This window comes from Chloroflexus aurantiacus J-10-fl, from assembly GCF_000018865.1.
GTDB lineage: Bacteria > Chloroflexota > Chloroflexia > Chloroflexales > Chloroflexaceae > Chloroflexus > Chloroflexus aurantiacus.
In genome coordinates this window covers 5,021,607-5,036,951 of the sequence record NC_010175.1, presented here as the reverse complement: position 1 = coordinate 5,036,951, position 15,345 = coordinate 5,021,607, and the positions used below count along the sequence as shown (strand labels likewise).

The window sequence follows — 15,345 nt, the reverse complement described above, 5'->3', positions numbered from 1 at the left end:
AAGCTGCTACGACGATTTACGCATCTTCTTGAACCGGGCGCTGTGTTGTTCGCTGTCGGTAATGATAATCTTGACCGGTATCTTGTAAGGTGCCAGGCGGTCACGACAGAATGCACGTACCCGCCGCTTAAACTCATTCGGGTCTTCAGGCTCGAACAGATTGAAGCGTGCAGTCACAATATGGCCGGTGATGGGATTAGGCTCACCAACCACCGCAACATCTTTGACGTTCGGCATCTGGAGTAACACGCTCTCCACCTCTGCCGGGTAGACCTTCTGCCCACCGACGTTGATGATGTCGCTCCGTCGCCCCAAAATGCGAATATACTCTCCGTCAACCTCAACCACATCCTGCGTATTCATCCACCCCTCTTCGTCGAAGGGGCTGGGTGCATTGAGATACCCCAGCATCGCCGATTTAGCCCGTACCCACAACACCCCATCGACGATCTTCGTCTCGAACCCTTCGCCGCCGACTTTGACCCATAGTGAATTGGAGTCGCGGGACTTGGAACGCAGGATGCCCAGTTCAGAGAGGCCATACGTCTGCAAGAGCTGCACGTTGGGGAAGAGCGCGTGAATCCGGTGTAAGGTACTTTCCGGCATCACCTCTGTGCCGTAAGTAATCAGCTCAAGTGACGAGAGATCATAGCGCCGGTAGGCTTCAGAGATCAACAGGAGATTCAGAAACGTCGGCGACGTGGGCAACGTCTGCACCCGGTGGGTTTCAATAGCCCGACAGACTACGTCGGGATCGCGTGACGGTACCGATACCACAGTGCCGCCATTTGCCAGGGTGTAGAAGAGGGTATTGATACCGCCGATATGATCGAGCAGCAGGAAGGTGAGTGTCACCCGTCGGTGGCGGGGAACTTTGAACTTTTCGAGCAGCGGAATAAAATCGTGTAAGGCAGCTTTGCTCTTCCCGGTAGAACCCGACGAGAAGAGGACTAATCCCGGATGCTGACGGTCGATCAACTGACGGGTCAGCGGATTGGTTACCTGCACCGGTCGGCGCTCGATATGCCAGCGGTCATCGTCGGTGAAACTGACAACGACCTGCACTTCGGCGATCCCCAGAAACTCTTCACGCTGCGCTGCAACACTGTGCGTCAACGGAACAACAATCGTATTGCGTTCGATCAGGGTCAGGAGCAGGCTAACGGCATTGGGTGAATAATCTCCTTCAATCGTTACGACCTCGCCGGGACCGACGTCGTGCTGGTTGAGAGCGGTGTGCCAGGCTTGTATGCGCGTTAACAAGTCCTGGTATGGATACGGATGGTCATGCCAGACGATAGCCGGGTGGCTTGCCCATTGCTCCATCCGTTCGCGTAGCCATGCAATGCTCATAGCGGCCTCCATGCGGTGATCGATGCTACCCACCACCACCAAGGTAAAGTACCTGCCCGGTGACATAATCACTGGCCGGGTTGACGAAGAAATCAATCACATGCGCAACATCGCGAAAGGTGCCAAACCGCCGAATCGCGAGTGCATCGATGATGTGCTGGAGCTTTTCCTGCGGAACGCCCCGGATAAGATCGGTCTCGATTGGCGTCGGGCCAATCGCGTTCACGGTAATCCCGAAGGGTGCAAATTCACGGGCGAGGATACGGGTCATGGTCTCGACCGCGCTCTTGGATGCGGCGTACAGCGCTTCACCCTCAAGCCGTAACGGCACAGCAATGGTACTGAAATTAACGATGCGGCCATAGTTGCGCCGACGCATCAGTTTGGCTGCTTCCCGACAGACCAGAAAACTGCCCAGGACGTTAATGTTGAGAATGCGACCGGCCGTTTCGCTCGGTGTAAGGAGCGCGTGATTCATCGCCGCAATGCCGGCGTTGTTGATAGCAATATCGAGGCGACCATGCCGGCGTTGGATCGAACTGATCATCGCCTTGACCTGTCCCTCGTTGGCGACATCAACCTGGTGGTGGGTGTAGCCGGGTAGTTCCCAGTCGACAGGATTGCGGGCGCAACCTTCGACCAGTGCTCCCCGTGCCAGAAAGTGTTCGACCAGGAAGCGACCAATGCCCCGGCTGCTCCCGGTAATAAGCACGACTTCGCGCTCAGTCACGGCCCGTCTCCTCATCGATCAACTGCATCAGGTAATCGACCAGGGCACCGATGCTGCGAAATGGACTGTTTCGTTGCGACATCGCTCGATCATCGGCCAGGGTCAGGGTGATACCGAAGGTTTCTTCAAGCCGTTGTTCAAGATCAACCACCATTGTCACCAGGGCCAGCGAGTCGAGCAGTGCCCCTTTGCCAAACAGCAAGGTGCTCTCATCGATGCGATCTGGCGCTGGACGGCCACTCTGATCGAGAATGTCGCGCAAACTTTCAATCACAAGATGGCTGAGGTCGGTGCGAGTAATGGGCAGACTTGTCATACGTTGATCTCCTATCTTTGTGCAGACGATGTGACGTGCGAACGAGTAATCAATGGAATATACGCCCGAACCCGTGGCGTCGGCGTTGTAGGAGCACTGTTAACCGACGGGGTCGTCGATGGCGTTGGAAGAGCAGTGCGCGTGCCGGTTGGCGTAGCGGTGCGCGTGCCGGTCGGTGTGGTGGTGCGCGTGCCGGTTGGCGTAGCGGTGCGCGTGCCGGTCGGTGTGGTGGTGCGCGTGCCGGTTGGCGTAGCGGTGCGCGTGCCGGTTGGCGTAGCGGTGCGCGTGCTGGTTGGTGTGGTGGTGCGCGTGCCGGTTGGCGTAGCGGTGCTGGTTGATGTAGCGGTAGCTGTGCTACCCGGTGTCGAACTCGCCGTCATAGCCGGTGTTATGCTTGCTGTTGCAGTTGAGGTAGGACTTGATCCACCACTAAACGGCGTATCAGTTGACCAGTGTTGAGCTGCGCCACCAGGACGCGGCTTGAGTTCGCCGCTGCTTATCCCGCCAGGGGCACTGTCACCAATGAACGTCCCTGCCCCCTCGTCGAACCGATAGAGCGCAATCGTATCAGGGTCAAGCGGATGGGGGGTTGATGGTCGCGTGAAATTGTCGGTGTAACGCACACTCTGCGACACGCGCAGATCATCAATCCAGCCGGTGTAGTAACGACTACCGGGAACATCGTGTTTCTCGGCTCCCAATACCAGGTACGGATCACTGGTGGGATAGGCAGTGATACGATTGAGGCGGTAGTCAATCCGCCCACTGGCACCGCTCAGGGTGCCATCAAGCTGACCATCAACGAAGAGACGGATATGTCCGCTCGCCGAGCGGGTGATCGCGATATGGTGCCAGACGCCGTCGGTCACCACCGTACTGCCGATGAGCAACCGGTCGTCGGTGCCAACACTCACGCCGACGACCAACCGCTGATTGCAGATGGCCACCCCGTAATCACCATAATCACCGGCACCGAACACATCACGGTCAAGAATGATATTGCCAGTGTACCAGCCTCCCGGACAGGCCGGGGCATTGTTCTCGGCTGCGGTTGCCTTCATCCAGAACTCAATGGTAAAGGTGTCGCCAACGTTGATCGGATAGGAAGCGGTGATGCGTCCATTTGTATCGATAGGGCCTAATGGTATTTTCACCCGGTCAAGGTCGTTGGTACCGCTGCCGTAAAACCGCAAGGAATAGCCACCCTGGGCCTGGGTCGGGGATGACGCGCGGAATGTACTGAATGCGATGAACGTGACGAGCAAGCCCGATAGGGTGAGCTTTGCTACCGTCTGATACCATTGCTGGCTAGTGCAGCACTCCATACATCGTCTCCGTTACGAAGTCGGCGCATCTGATGTCACCCAGAGCGGATCGGCTGCATCAGGGGTGGCCGTGGTGCCCAGGGTCAGGGTGAGATTCGCACCGGTACGGTCGGTGGTGGTCTGCCCGCTGCCTTCGTTGAAGCTGAACAGCGCAGACGTGGCGGAGTCAACCGCGAAGGCTGCGGTGGGCGGGGTGAAGGCCGCGGTGTAGCGAATGGTCGTCGAGATGCGGAGTTCATCAATCTGACCGACGATGAAGCCGTAGCCGGGCACGCCGCCGAGCACGAGGTCAGGACCGGCGGTAATCGCGCCGACCGTGCCGGCGGTACCGGGGGTACCGTTGACGAACAGGCGGGCGGTGCCGGTTGTGGCGTCGTAGGTCAGGGCAAGATGGTGCCAGGTGTTGGCGGCAAGGGTGGTGGGATGACTGACCGAGACCCACTGGCCGTTGGTGCGCAGTACCCACCAGACCACGCGATTGTTGGTGAGTTCGAGTGACCAGCCGGTATTGCCGGCTGCATCACTGGCGGCGATTACCGCTGTCTGACCGGTGGCGCCAGGGCGGAACCAGAGTTCGAGAGTATGCGAGGCATTCATCCCCGTCACCGCCGGGCCACGCACGCTATCGCTGCTGACAAAACTGAGCGCGAAGTTGCTACCGGGCACAGCGGTCGCGGTTGCCGTTGGGGTCGGGCTAGGCGGTACCGTTGCTGTCGGAGTGGCAGTTGCGGTCGCAGTTGGCGATGGGCCGGCAGTGGCGGTCGCGGTTGGGGTGGCCGTGGGTGTGGGGCTACTACCCGGTGCCCCACCGGTTGGCGCATCTGATGTCACCCAGAGCGGATCGGCTGCATCAGGGGTGGCTGTGGTGCCCAGGGTCAGGGTGAGATTCGCACCGGTGCGGTCGGTGGTGGTCTGCCCGCTGCCTTCGTTGAAGCTGAACAGCGCGGTTGTGGCGGAGTCCACCGCAAAGGCTGCGGTGGGCGGGGTGAAGGCCGCGGTGTAGCGAATGGTTGTCGAGATGCGGAGTTCATCAATCTGACCGACGATGAAGCCGTAGCCGGGCACGCCGCCGAGCACGAGGTCAGGACCGGCGGTAATCGCGCCGACCGTGCCGGCGGTACCGGGGGTACCGTTGACGAACAGGCGGGCGGTGCCGGTTGTGGCGTCGTAGGTCAGGGCAAGATGGTGCCAGGTGTTGGCGGCAAGGGTGGTGGGATGACTGACCGAGACCCACTGGCCGTTGGTGCGCAGTACCCACCAGACCACGCGATTGTTGGTGAGTTCGAGTGACCAGCCGGTATTGCCGGCTGCATCACTGGCGGCGATTACCGCTGTCTGACCGGTGGCGTCAGGGCGGAACCAGAGTTCGAGAGTATGCGAGGCATTCATCCCCGTCACCGCCGGGCCACGCACGCTATCGCTGCTGACAAAACTGAGCGCGAAGTTGCTACCGGGCACAGCGGTCGCGGTTGCCGTTGGGGTCGGGCTAGGCGGTACCGTTGCTGTCGGAGTGGCAGTTGCGGTCGCAGTTGGCGATGGGCCGGCAGTGGCGGTCGCGGTTGAGGTATTGGAAACAGGCAATGCAATGGTCGCATACCCGATCACTTCGCGGGCATTGAACACCTGCACCAACGCAGTGATGTCGGTGGTCAGCCCACTGAGGGTGAAGGTGAGGCTCTTGGTTCCAGCCGGAGCTCCAGCGGGTAGGCGAAGCAGCAGGGCGCCACGGGCGACGCCGGCGGCTACCGCATCGGTGACGGCTGCCGGATCGGCTACCAGGGTTGCCCCGCTACCAAAACCACTGATAGCATCCACGGTTACCGCGCTCATCGGCACTTCTGGCGGTAATGTAATCAGCACACTACCACCTGCCGGAATCGGGTCGGTGGTGAAGGTCAGGGTGTAGGTAGTGCCGGTCTGGGTCACACTCACGCTCACGGGGGTGCCCGGGGTCATCGTTGCCAGGGCAAACCGGCGGGCATTGGGCCGGGTGCTGGTCGTGTAGTAGAGCCGGTAGGACGCACCCTCTTTCAGGGCACGCACGGCCCAGACCTCGTCAGGTGTACCGAGGTTGATGGTATCCATTGCTCCCGTCCAGACCGGAGTGTTGGGGGTGGCACGAAGCCAGGTCCGGCCATCCGTCGAGACGAGGTAGCCGGTGGTGTAGCCGGCAGTGTAGCCGTTGGCTTCAAACCACATCCGGTAGATGGCACCGTCTTTGATGACCATCGGCACACCAACGTTGTTGTTATCAAAATCGCCAAAGGGGCCGGGTTGGACGACCGAGCCGTCGCTGTACAGAGGTAGACGGGTCCAGGTAATACCATCAGGAGAGACGGCATAGCCGATGCGGAAGGTGTAGCTGGGGCTGGTGGAGACGCCTTCAAACCACATTCGGTGGCAGACCCCGCTGGTGCGGCCACCTTCACACGGCGCTATCGGCGAGGCGTTGTCTACCAGCACAACCGGTGCGACCACATAACTGGCGTCGAATTGACCGGCTTGCCCCGATGCCCGGATCATCGCTCCTCCAGCAAGTGGGCCGGGTACACGTGTCCAGTTGATACCATCAATAGACTCGGCCATTCCCAAACCATCGATGACACCGGGAACGGCGAATCCGCTATAGTACATCCGAAATCCACTGCCGTATCGGATAACATGCAGTGTCGAGACGCCAAAGTTGTCGAAGGTTCCTGGTACGCCTGAACCCTCGAAGACAGCCCCGCCGGTCAGCGGCCCGGGCACTCGCGTCCAGGTGATGCCGTCGGGTGATACCGCGTATCCAATCCGCCGATTGGCATCCAGGGGGTTATCAACCCCAACATACCACATCCGATAGCAGACACCACTGGTACGGCCATCTTCGCACGGGCGCAAGGTGGACGCCTCGTCACGCACCACGCTGGGCGGGAAGATTTCTTCGCTGTCGAAGCTGGTGCCCCCGCCGCCACAGCCACTATCTACATCGCCAAAGATCGCACCATCGGTACACGGCCCATTGACCATTGTCCACGGTTGATTATTTCCACCTGCAGAAGGTGTTGGTGTTGGTGAACTGGTGTTGGTTGGTGACGGTGTTGGGGAAGCGATAGGGGATGATGTAGATGTAGGGGTTGGTGGTACGGGTGTAGGAGTTGCAGTTGGAGGAATACCACTGCCGTCAATCGTGACACTGGTATATTCAAGCACTTCGCGGCTGTCGAAGGTCTGTACCAGCACGGGGGTGTCGTCGGCGGGAGGTGTGCCGAGCGTGAAGCTGATACTCTTCGGCCCCGGTGCCGCGTCGGCGGTCAATCGCACCAGCAAGGCGCCGCGCGCCTCACCCCCGGCTTCGGCATCGGTCAGCACCCCCTCCTCCACCGTCAACGTGGCACCACTGCCAAAGCCACTCACCCCCACCGGCGTGATGGTGGTGAGCGCTACACTGGCCGGCAGGCTCACCAGCACATACCCATTGGCCGGGATCGTCGCCGCAGTGGTAAAGGTCACCGTGTAGACCGTGCCCACCCCGCTCAGCCCAACTGCACTCAACGGGGTGCCCGGCGTGACCTGGGCTAACCCCACCCGACGCGAGTTTTCCCGGGTGGTGTGGTTGTACCACATCCGGTAGCTCAGCCCTTCTTTGAGCACAAATGGACTCCAGACATTATCCGGGACGAGGGTACCGGGGTCATCACTCCCCCGCCAGACCGGGTCGTTGGGCACGGGGCGCACCCAGGTCAGACCGTCGAGCGAGACCACGTGGCCAATCCGATGCACCCCACTCCCGTCCTGCGCGTTGTACCACATCCGGTAGAGCAGGCCGTCCTTGACAATGGTGGCGACAGCGGCGTTGCGTTCGTCGAAGGTGCCGGTCGGCCCCTCACCGATCACACTACCGTTGGTGCCGGGGCCGGGGACGCGGGTCCAGGTGAGACCATCGGGCGAAAGGGCATAGCCGATGAAGAAGCGGTTGTTGCTATCAATCCCCTGGTACCACATCCGATAGCACAGTCCGGTGGTGCGTCCGCCTTCGCAGGGAGCGGTGGGGGTGGCGGTATCGCGCAGGACGCGGGGGGCGGCGATGATGGTCTGGTCAAAGGTACCGGCGATGCCAGAGGGACGGAGGACGGCGCCACCGGGGAGGGGGCCGGGGATGCGGGTCCAGGTGACGCCGTCGGGGGAGGAGGCGAGGCCGATGGCAAAGGTGGTGCCATCACCGCCGGTATACCACATCAGGTAGCCGGTTGGGGTACGGATCACTGATGGGAAGGAGACATTGGCGCTATCGAAAGTGCCGGTGGGGCCAGGGCCAAGCACACTGCCATTGGGGCCGGGACCAACCACACGGGTCCAGGTGATGCCGTCGGGGGAGAGAGCAAGACCGATGCGACGGACACCGACGTTATCAAAGCCGGAGTACCACATCCGATAACAGAGGCCGGTGGTGCGTCCGGCTTCGCAGGGGGTGGCAGGCGAGGCGGCATCACGGATGAGGGTATGGCCGTAGATTTGGGTGGTATCGAAGGTGGTGCCGGTACCGCCACAAGCATCGCCGGCCAGACCGAAGACCGCCCCTTCGAGGGCTGGTGGACACGTCCCTGGTTGATGTACCCACGTCTGCCGGTTGGGTATGGTGGCACTGGCTTGAGGAACATTCACGAAGATACTCAAAATAATGCTCACCACGAAGAGTCCCGCCAGGGCTATGTGTCGGTATCTGCTCACAACGCTCTCCTTGTTACCTCGTTCAACAGTAGTGAACCGGGGTTGGGGAGATGGTGAGAAACCCGGCACAGTGCTAGCCTATCAGGATTCACTGAATAAGCGCTAAATCGGAGCTGACTTTATGGTGAACAAAGTGTCATAATTGAACTGTTCCTGTTTTTGAGATAGGAGATAGGAAATAGGAGATAGGAGATAGGAGATAGGAGATAGGAGATAGGAAGTAGGAAGTAGGAAGTAGGAAGTAGGAAGTAGGAAGTAGGAAGTAGGAAATAGTTCACGGACGTATAGAGGGGCGAGGATCGTTACTCGCCCCTCTATCAATTGCGCGTTGTCGTTGCCGCGGTCGTCCAGACGTATAGAGGGGCGAGGATCGTTACTCGCCCCTCTTGCTTTTAGATCGGACAAACCGGTGCGGGACAGATGCTGGTGGGGATGGGTGCTGAATTCAAGCGCTCATCAATGACTAGGTAGCGACTGTAGCTACTAAACATCAATGGTATGTAGTAGCGGTACGTTGACGGTGCCGGAACTACTGTCGCATTCGCCGTGGGCGTGCTGGTTGGTGTATTCGTCGCCGTGGGCGTGCTGGTTGGTGTATTCGTCGCCGTCGGCGTGCTGGTAGCCGTGGGCGTGTTGGTGGCCGTGGGCGTGTTGGTCGGCGTGTTGGTAGCCGTGGGCGTGTTGGTCGGCGTGTTGGTAGCCGTGGGCGTGTTGGTAGCCGTGGGCGTGTTGGTAGCCGTGGGCGTGTTGGTCGGCGTGTTGGTCGGCGTGTTGGTTGGCGTGTTGGTGGCCGTGGGCGTGTTGGTCGGCGTGTTGGTCGGCGTGTTGGTCGCCGTGGGCGTGTTGGTCGGCGTGTTGGTCGCCGTGGGCGTGTTGGTCGGCGTGTTGGTAGCCGTGGGTGTGTTGGTCGGCGTGTTGGTCGCCGTGGGTGTGTTGGTCGGCGTGTTGGTCGCCGTGGGCGTGTTGGTCGGCGTGTTGGTCGCCGTGGGTGTGTTGGTCGGTGTATCAGTCGCCGTGGGTGTGTTGGTCGGCGTGTTGGTCGCCGTGGGTGTGTTGGTCGGCGTGTTGGTCGCCGTGGGTGTGTTGGTTGGCGTGTTGGTCGCCGTGGGCGTGTTGGTTGGCGTGTTGGTCGCCGTGGGCGTGTTGGTCGGCGTGTTGGTGGCGGTGGGTGTGTCAGTCGCCGTGGGCGTGCTGGTTGGGGTATTCGTCGCCGTGGGCGTGTTGGTCGGCGTGTTGGTAGCCGTGGGTGTGTTGGTCGGCGTGTTGGTAGCCGTGGGTGTGTTGGTCGGCGTGTTGGTAGCCGTGGGTGTGTTGGTCGGCGTGGGTGTGTTGGTCGGCGTGTTGGTCGCCGTGGGCGTGTTGGTCGGCGTGTTGGTAGCCGTGGGCGTGTTGGTCGGCGTGTTGGTCGCCGTGGGTGTGTTGGTCGGCGTGTTGGTCGCCGTGGGTGTGTTGGTTGGCGTGTTGGTCGCCGTGGGCGTGTTGGTTGGCGTGTTGGTCGCCGTGGGCGTGTTGGTCGGCGTGTTGGTCGCCGTGGGCGTGTTGGTCGGCGTGTTGGTAGCCGTGGGTGTGTTGGTCGGCGTGTTGGTCGCCGTGGGCGTGTTGGTTGGCGTGTTGGTAGCCGTGGGTGTGTTGGTCGGCGTGTTGGTCGCCGTGGGCGTGTTGGTGGCGGTGGGCGTGTTGGTTGGCGTGTTGGTAGCCGTGGGTGTGTTGGTCGGTGTTGGGCTTGGCGGTATGAGTGGCAACACTACTTCGTCAAACCCGATCACTTCGCGGGCATTGAACACCTGCACCAACGCAGTGATGTCGGTGGTCAGCCCACTGAGGGTGAAGGTGAGGCTCTTGGTTCCAGCCGGAGCACCGGCGGGCAGGCGGAGTACAAGCGCTCCACGGGCGACGCCGGCAGCTACCGCATCGGTGACGGCTGCCGGATCGGCTACCAGGGTTGCCCCGCTACCAAAACCACTGATGGCATCCACGGTTACCGCGCTCATCGGCACTTCTGGCGGTAACGTAATCAGCACACTACCACCTGCCGGAATCGGGTCGGTGGTGAAGGTCAGGGTGTAGGTGGTGCCGGTCTGGGTCACACTCACGCTCACGGGGGTGCCCGGGGTCATCGTCGCCAGAGCAAACCGGCGGGCATTGGGCCGGGTGCTGGTCGTGTAGTAGAGCCGGTAGGACGCACCCTCTTTCAGGGCGCGCACGGCCCAAACTTCGTCAGGTGTACCGAGGTTGATGGTATCCATTGCTCCTGTCCAGACCGGGGTGTTGGGCGTGGCACGGAGCCAGGTACGGCCATCCGTCGAAACGAGGTAGCCGGTGGAGTAGCCGGCAGTGTAGCCGTTGGCTTCAAACCACATCCGGTAGATGGCACCATCTTTGATGACCATCGGCACACCGACGTTGTTGTCATCAAAATCGCCAAAGGGGCCGGGTTGGACAACCGAGCCGTCGCTGTAGAGGGGCAGACGGGTCCAGGTAATACCATCAGGAGAGACGGCATAGCCGATGCGGAAGGTGTAGCTGGGGCTGGTGGAGACGCCTTCAAACCACATTCGGTGGCAGACCCCGCTGGTGCGGCCACCTTCACACGGCGCTATCGGCGAGGCGTTGTCGACCAGCACAACCGGTGCGATCACGTAGCTACTATCAAACTGGCCACTTATTCCTGATGGAGCGATCACTGCGCCATTGGGGAATGGCCCATTCACTCGTGTCCAGTTGATACCATCGTTTGACTCGGCCAGGCCAATACTGTCGATGATGCCGCGCTCAGAGAAGCCGGTATAGTACATGCGAAAACCTGTCCCATACCGGATCACATACATTGTCGAGACGCCAAAGTTATCAAAGTTTCCTGACACGCCTGAACCCTCGAAGACAGCCCCGCCGGTTAGCGGACCGGGCACTCTCGTCCAGGTGATGCCGTCGGGTGATACCGCGTACCCAATCCGCCGATTGGCATCCAGGGGGTTATCAACTCCAACGTACCACATCCGATAGCAGACACCACTGGTACGGCCACCTTCACACGGGCGCAGGGTGGACGCCTCGTCACGCACCACGCTGGGCGGGAAGATTTCTTCAGTGTCGAAGCTAGTGCCCCCACCGCCACAACCACTATCGACATCGCCAAAGATCGCACCATCGGTACACGGCCCATTGACCATTGTCCACGGTTGAGTGTTTGGCGCCGGATCGGGCGGCGGTGTGGGCGTTGGTGAAGGTCCAGGTGTGTTAGTTGGTGTGCTGGTCGGTGTATTGGTGGCCGTGGGCGTATTGGTCGGCGTGTTGGTGGCCGTAGGTGTGTTGGTCGGTGTGTTGGTGGCTGTAGGTGTATTGGTCGGTGTATTGGTGGCCGTGGGCGTATTGGTCGGCGTGTTGGTGGCCGTGGGTGTGTTGGTCGGCGTGTTTGTCGGCAGAGGTGTATTCGTCGGAGTTGGTGCAACACCGCCCGCGCCAATCGTGACACTGGCATATTCAAGCACTTCGCGGCTGTCGAAGGTCTGTACCAGCACGGGGGTGTCATCGGCGGGTGGTGTGCTGAGCGCGAAGCTGATGCTCTTGGGACCGGGTGCCGCGTCGGCAGTCAATCGCACCAGTAAGGCGCCACGCGCCTCACCCCCGGCTTCGGCATCGGTCAACACCCCCTCCTCCACCGTCAACGTGGCACCACTGCCAAAGCCACTCACCCCCACCGGCGTGATGGTGGTGAGCGCTACACTGGCCGGCAGGCTCACCAGCACATACCCATTGGCCGGGATCGTCGCCGCAGTGGTAAAGGTCACCGTGTAGACCGTGCCCACCCCGCTCAGCCCAACTGCACTCAACGGGGTGCCCGGCGTGACCTGGGCTAACCCCACCCGACGCGAGTTTTCCCGGGTGGTGTGGTTGTACCACATCCGGTAGCTCAGCCCTTCTTTGAGCACAAATGGACTCCAGACATTATCCGGGACGAGGGTACCGGGGTCATCACTCCCCCGCCAGACCGGGTCGTTGGGCACGGGGCGCACCCAGGTCAGACCGTCGAGCGAGACCACGTGGCCAATCCGATGCACCCCACTCCCGTCCTGCGCGTTGTACCACATCCGGTAGAGCAGGCCGTCCTTGACAATGGTGGCGACAGCGGCGTTGCGTTCGTCAAAGGTGCCGGTCGGCCCTTCACCGATCACACTACCGTTGGTGCCGGGGCCGGGGACGCGGGTCCAGGTGAGACCATCGGGCGAGAGGGCATAGCCGATGAAGAAGCGGTTGTTGCTATCAATCCCCTGGTACCACATCCGATAGCACAGTCCGGTGGTACGTCCGCCTTCGCAGGGAGCGGTGGGGGTGGCGGTATCGCGCAGGACGCGGGGGGCGGCGATGATGGTCTGGTCAAAGGTACCGGCGATGCCGGAGGGGCGGAGGACGGCGCCACCGGGGAGGGGGCCGGGGATGCGGGTCCAGGTGACGCCGTCGGGAGAGGAGGCGAGGCCGATGGCAAAGGTGGTGCCATCACCGCCGGTATACCACATCAGGTAGCCGGTTGGGGTACGGATCACTGATGGGAAGGAGACATTGGCGCTATCGAAAGTGCCGGTGGGGCCAGGGCCAAGCACACTGCCGTTAGGGCCGGGACCAACCACACGGGTCCAGGTGATGCCGTCGGGGGAGAGGGCAAGACCGATGCGGCGGACACCGACGTTATCAAAGCCGGAGTACCACATCCGATAACAGAGGCCGGTGGTGCGTCCGGCTTCACAGGGGGCGGCAGGCGAGGCGGCATCACGGATGAGGGTATGGCCGTAGATTTGGGTGGTATCGAAGGTGGTGCCGGTACCGCCACAAGCATCGCCGGCCAGACCGAAGACCGCCCCTTCGAGGGCCGGTGGACACGTCCCTGGTTGATGCACCCACGTCTGCCGGTTGGGTATGGTGGCCGAAACTGGGGTCACCGGCAACAGACTGCCGATAATGAGCAGTAACAGTAACGTGATTGTCAATGCGCTGGCCAAGCGAAGCCAGATTGCTGATATGTGTGATGGCTTCACGCCTCCCCTCCCCCTATTCGCGATAGCATGAGTGTAAGAACAAAACTTAAACAATGTTTGAATGTTGTGGGAGGGTTAATGAATATTATGTCACTTACCGGGTAGCTGGGAGGGACTGAAGAGAGGGCTAAACCGTATTGGATGAGAGTTGACAATCTCTGAAGGGTATCTGTGAACAGAGTGGAAATTATTTCTCACTTCTGTGGAGAAATCACGCCATGGCCTGGAACTCGTTCACACTCAGCAAGAGGCGATTATGTAGCGCCAAACCGCAGTCCTGGTGGTTTGGCGTGAATGTCGTGGCGTCCCCTGCGGGGCTGTCCTGACAGCTTTTCATTACCCACATGTCACGCTGCGTTAGTCCGGGCTGCAAGCGCTCCCCGTAGCGCAGGTAGCGTGGCGCAGGCTTCCAGCCTGCGTGCAGGCATCCCCACCATCGCCGGCAGGTGCTGGCCGTGGCCGCTGGTGCGCAGGCACGAACCTATTGCAACAACACGTCTACGCGCAGGTATCGCATGCAAGCCTGACCGACTCGATGATCGGCACGAGCACGTTCAGCACTCCCGTGACCATGATGGGGAACGGTATACCACGCGCCGGATCGTGAGCGTAGCTGGTGCGGCAGCCATGCTGCTGCACTCCAAACCACGCGACACGCGCATAACGAGCGGGTACAGCAATCCTTCCAGCACGCGCCGGCACGGCTGGAGCGGCGCTCTGCCACCGGGCCAGTCGCTCAAACCAGCACCCCTAGCGATCATCCCCGCTGATACGCACGTGGTTGACACCAGTTATGGGTAATACATAGGTCCTGACAGCGGGGGGCTTGCATACTGATGCATCATAGCCCCTGAGTGGCTTGCAGGTGGTTAGAGAGGGCTGTAGTCCGCATAAAGCAGGGCTTCCTGACGGCGGGGAAAGGTGTTGTCTGCTGTCCACCTAACACGACTGTCTGTTTTCCATTACCCGGCTGTCGTGTCATCCTGCATCACCACACTGCTGCTCATCCATCCAATCCAGCAGACTCGCCATCGCTCCCCGGTGATAGCGATGTACCCAATCAGGATTGCTCCAATCAATCGGGCCATCACGAATATCGAACAGAGTATGTTCTGCGCCTTCCGCGATGTAAAGGCTGGCCCCATACGGCCAATGCGCATTGTGGGCAGCAACTGCGTCAGGCCCAATCCGTTGGAGTTCTGGTTCACTATCCGCAACGATCACATGCACAGGGGCGGAAATTGCAATTATCTCATCCGGGCCGAGCAAATTCGAGAGCAGTGCCACGCCACAGGGCGGTGAAGCGGCAACGTATGCGTCGAATAGATCTGCGACATAGCGCGTTCCAATGCTCTGAGCAATGATGAAGACACGACCCGGATCGATGCCGGGTTGGTGAACTGCGGTGCGATACGCTGCCAGCGCGTCTTGGGCTTCACAACAGCCATACGTGCCTTCACTGGCACCTGTCCCCCGTTTGTCAAACCGAAAGACGGCGTAACCACGGGCGACCAGCAGTTCAGCCAGGTACCCGTAGGCATCACGGTCAACCGGCCCTGAGTGATGAATGATCACGGCCAGCGCTGGTTGGGAGCGATTGCGTGGGAGCGTTAATTCGCCGGCCAGCTCAATCCCATCGTTGGCCTTGAAGCGAACCTCGTATCGGACGGCACTGATCGGATCGAGGTTCGGTGTCGGTCGAGCCTCTGGTTGGCTGGCCGACGTGCAACCGGTGAGGGCCAGGATCAGGATGAGATATGTCGTTAGCATAGGGTACGACGGACCGGATGGTTTTAACATTCTTATCTCCATTATGTGATGAGATCAATTGGGATTGTTTGAAGTAAAACAAAACATTTGCCAGTAAAAATGGTGATTTTT

At 60.6% G+C, this 15,345-nt stretch carries 7 protein-coding genes; all 7 read right to left on the bottom strand.

Annotation, left to right across the window (positions count from 1 at the left end; translation table 11 throughout):
• Positions 1–6: 6 nt before the first annotated feature.
• A complete protein-coding gene (locus CAUR_RS19800) occupies positions 7–1,353 on the bottom strand; it encodes an ANL family adenylate-forming protein (RefSeq protein ID WP_012259605.1) in 1,347 nt (448 codons plus the stop codon).
• Between the two features lie 25 nt (positions 1,354–1,378).
• Positions 1,379–2,083, bottom strand: coding sequence for an SDR family NAD(P)-dependent oxidoreductase (locus tag CAUR_RS19795; protein ID WP_015909498.1), 705 nt, complete (start codon positions 2,081–2,083; stop codon positions 1,379–1,381).
• On the bottom strand, positions 2,076–2,399 hold the full coding sequence (locus CAUR_RS19790; protein ID WP_012259603.1) for a hypothetical protein: 324 nt from the start codon (positions 2,397–2,399) through the stop codon (positions 2,076–2,078). The genes CAUR_RS19795 and CAUR_RS19790 overlap by 8 nt, the downstream gene beginning before the upstream one ends.
• Positions 2,400–2,410: 11 nt before the next feature.
• A complete protein-coding gene (locus CAUR_RS19785) occupies positions 2,411–3,724 on the bottom strand; it encodes a LamG domain-containing protein (protein WP_012259602.1) in 1,314 nt (437 codons plus the stop codon).
• 12 nt (positions 3,725–3,736) lie between these two features.
• The gene (locus CAUR_RS19780; RefSeq protein WP_012259601.1) at positions 3,737–8,434 is read right to left on the bottom strand and encodes a LamG-like jellyroll fold domain-containing protein; all 4,698 of its coding nucleotides are present in this window, start codon (positions 8,432–8,434) and stop codon (positions 3,737–3,739) included.
• A 392-nt stretch (positions 8,435–8,826) separates the two neighbouring features.
• Positions 8,827–13,464 carry a glycoside hydrolase family protein gene (locus CAUR_RS19775; RefSeq protein ID WP_012259600.1) on the bottom strand — a complete coding sequence of 1,546 codons (4,638 nt, stop codon included), beginning with the start codon at positions 13,462–13,464 and terminating at the stop codon, positions 8,827–8,829.
• A gap of 978 nt (positions 13,465–14,442) precedes the next feature.
• The gene (locus tag CAUR_RS19770) at positions 14,443–15,264 is read right to left on the bottom strand and encodes an alpha/beta hydrolase (RefSeq protein WP_012259599.1); all 822 of its coding nucleotides are present in this window, start codon (positions 15,262–15,264) and stop codon (positions 14,443–14,445) included.
• Positions 15,265–15,345 lie beyond the last annotated feature (81 nt).

Excerpts from the sequence above, each read along its gene's own strand:
- CAUR_RS19790 (WP_012259603.1), bottom strand. The coding sequence starts at position 2,399 with ATGACAAGTCTGCCCATTACTCGCACCGACCTCAGCCATCTTGTGATT.
- CAUR_RS19800 (WP_012259605.1), bottom strand. The coding sequence starts at position 1,353 with ATGAGCATTGCATGGCTACGCGAACGGATGGAGCAATGGGCAAGCCAC.
- CAUR_RS19770 (WP_012259599.1), bottom strand. The coding sequence starts at position 15,264 with ATGTTAAAACCATCCGGTCCGTCGTACCCTATGCTAACGACATATCTC.
- CAUR_RS19785 (WP_012259602.1), bottom strand. The coding sequence starts at position 3,724 with ATGGAGTGCTGCACTAGCCAGCAATGGTATCAGACGGTAGCAAAGCTC.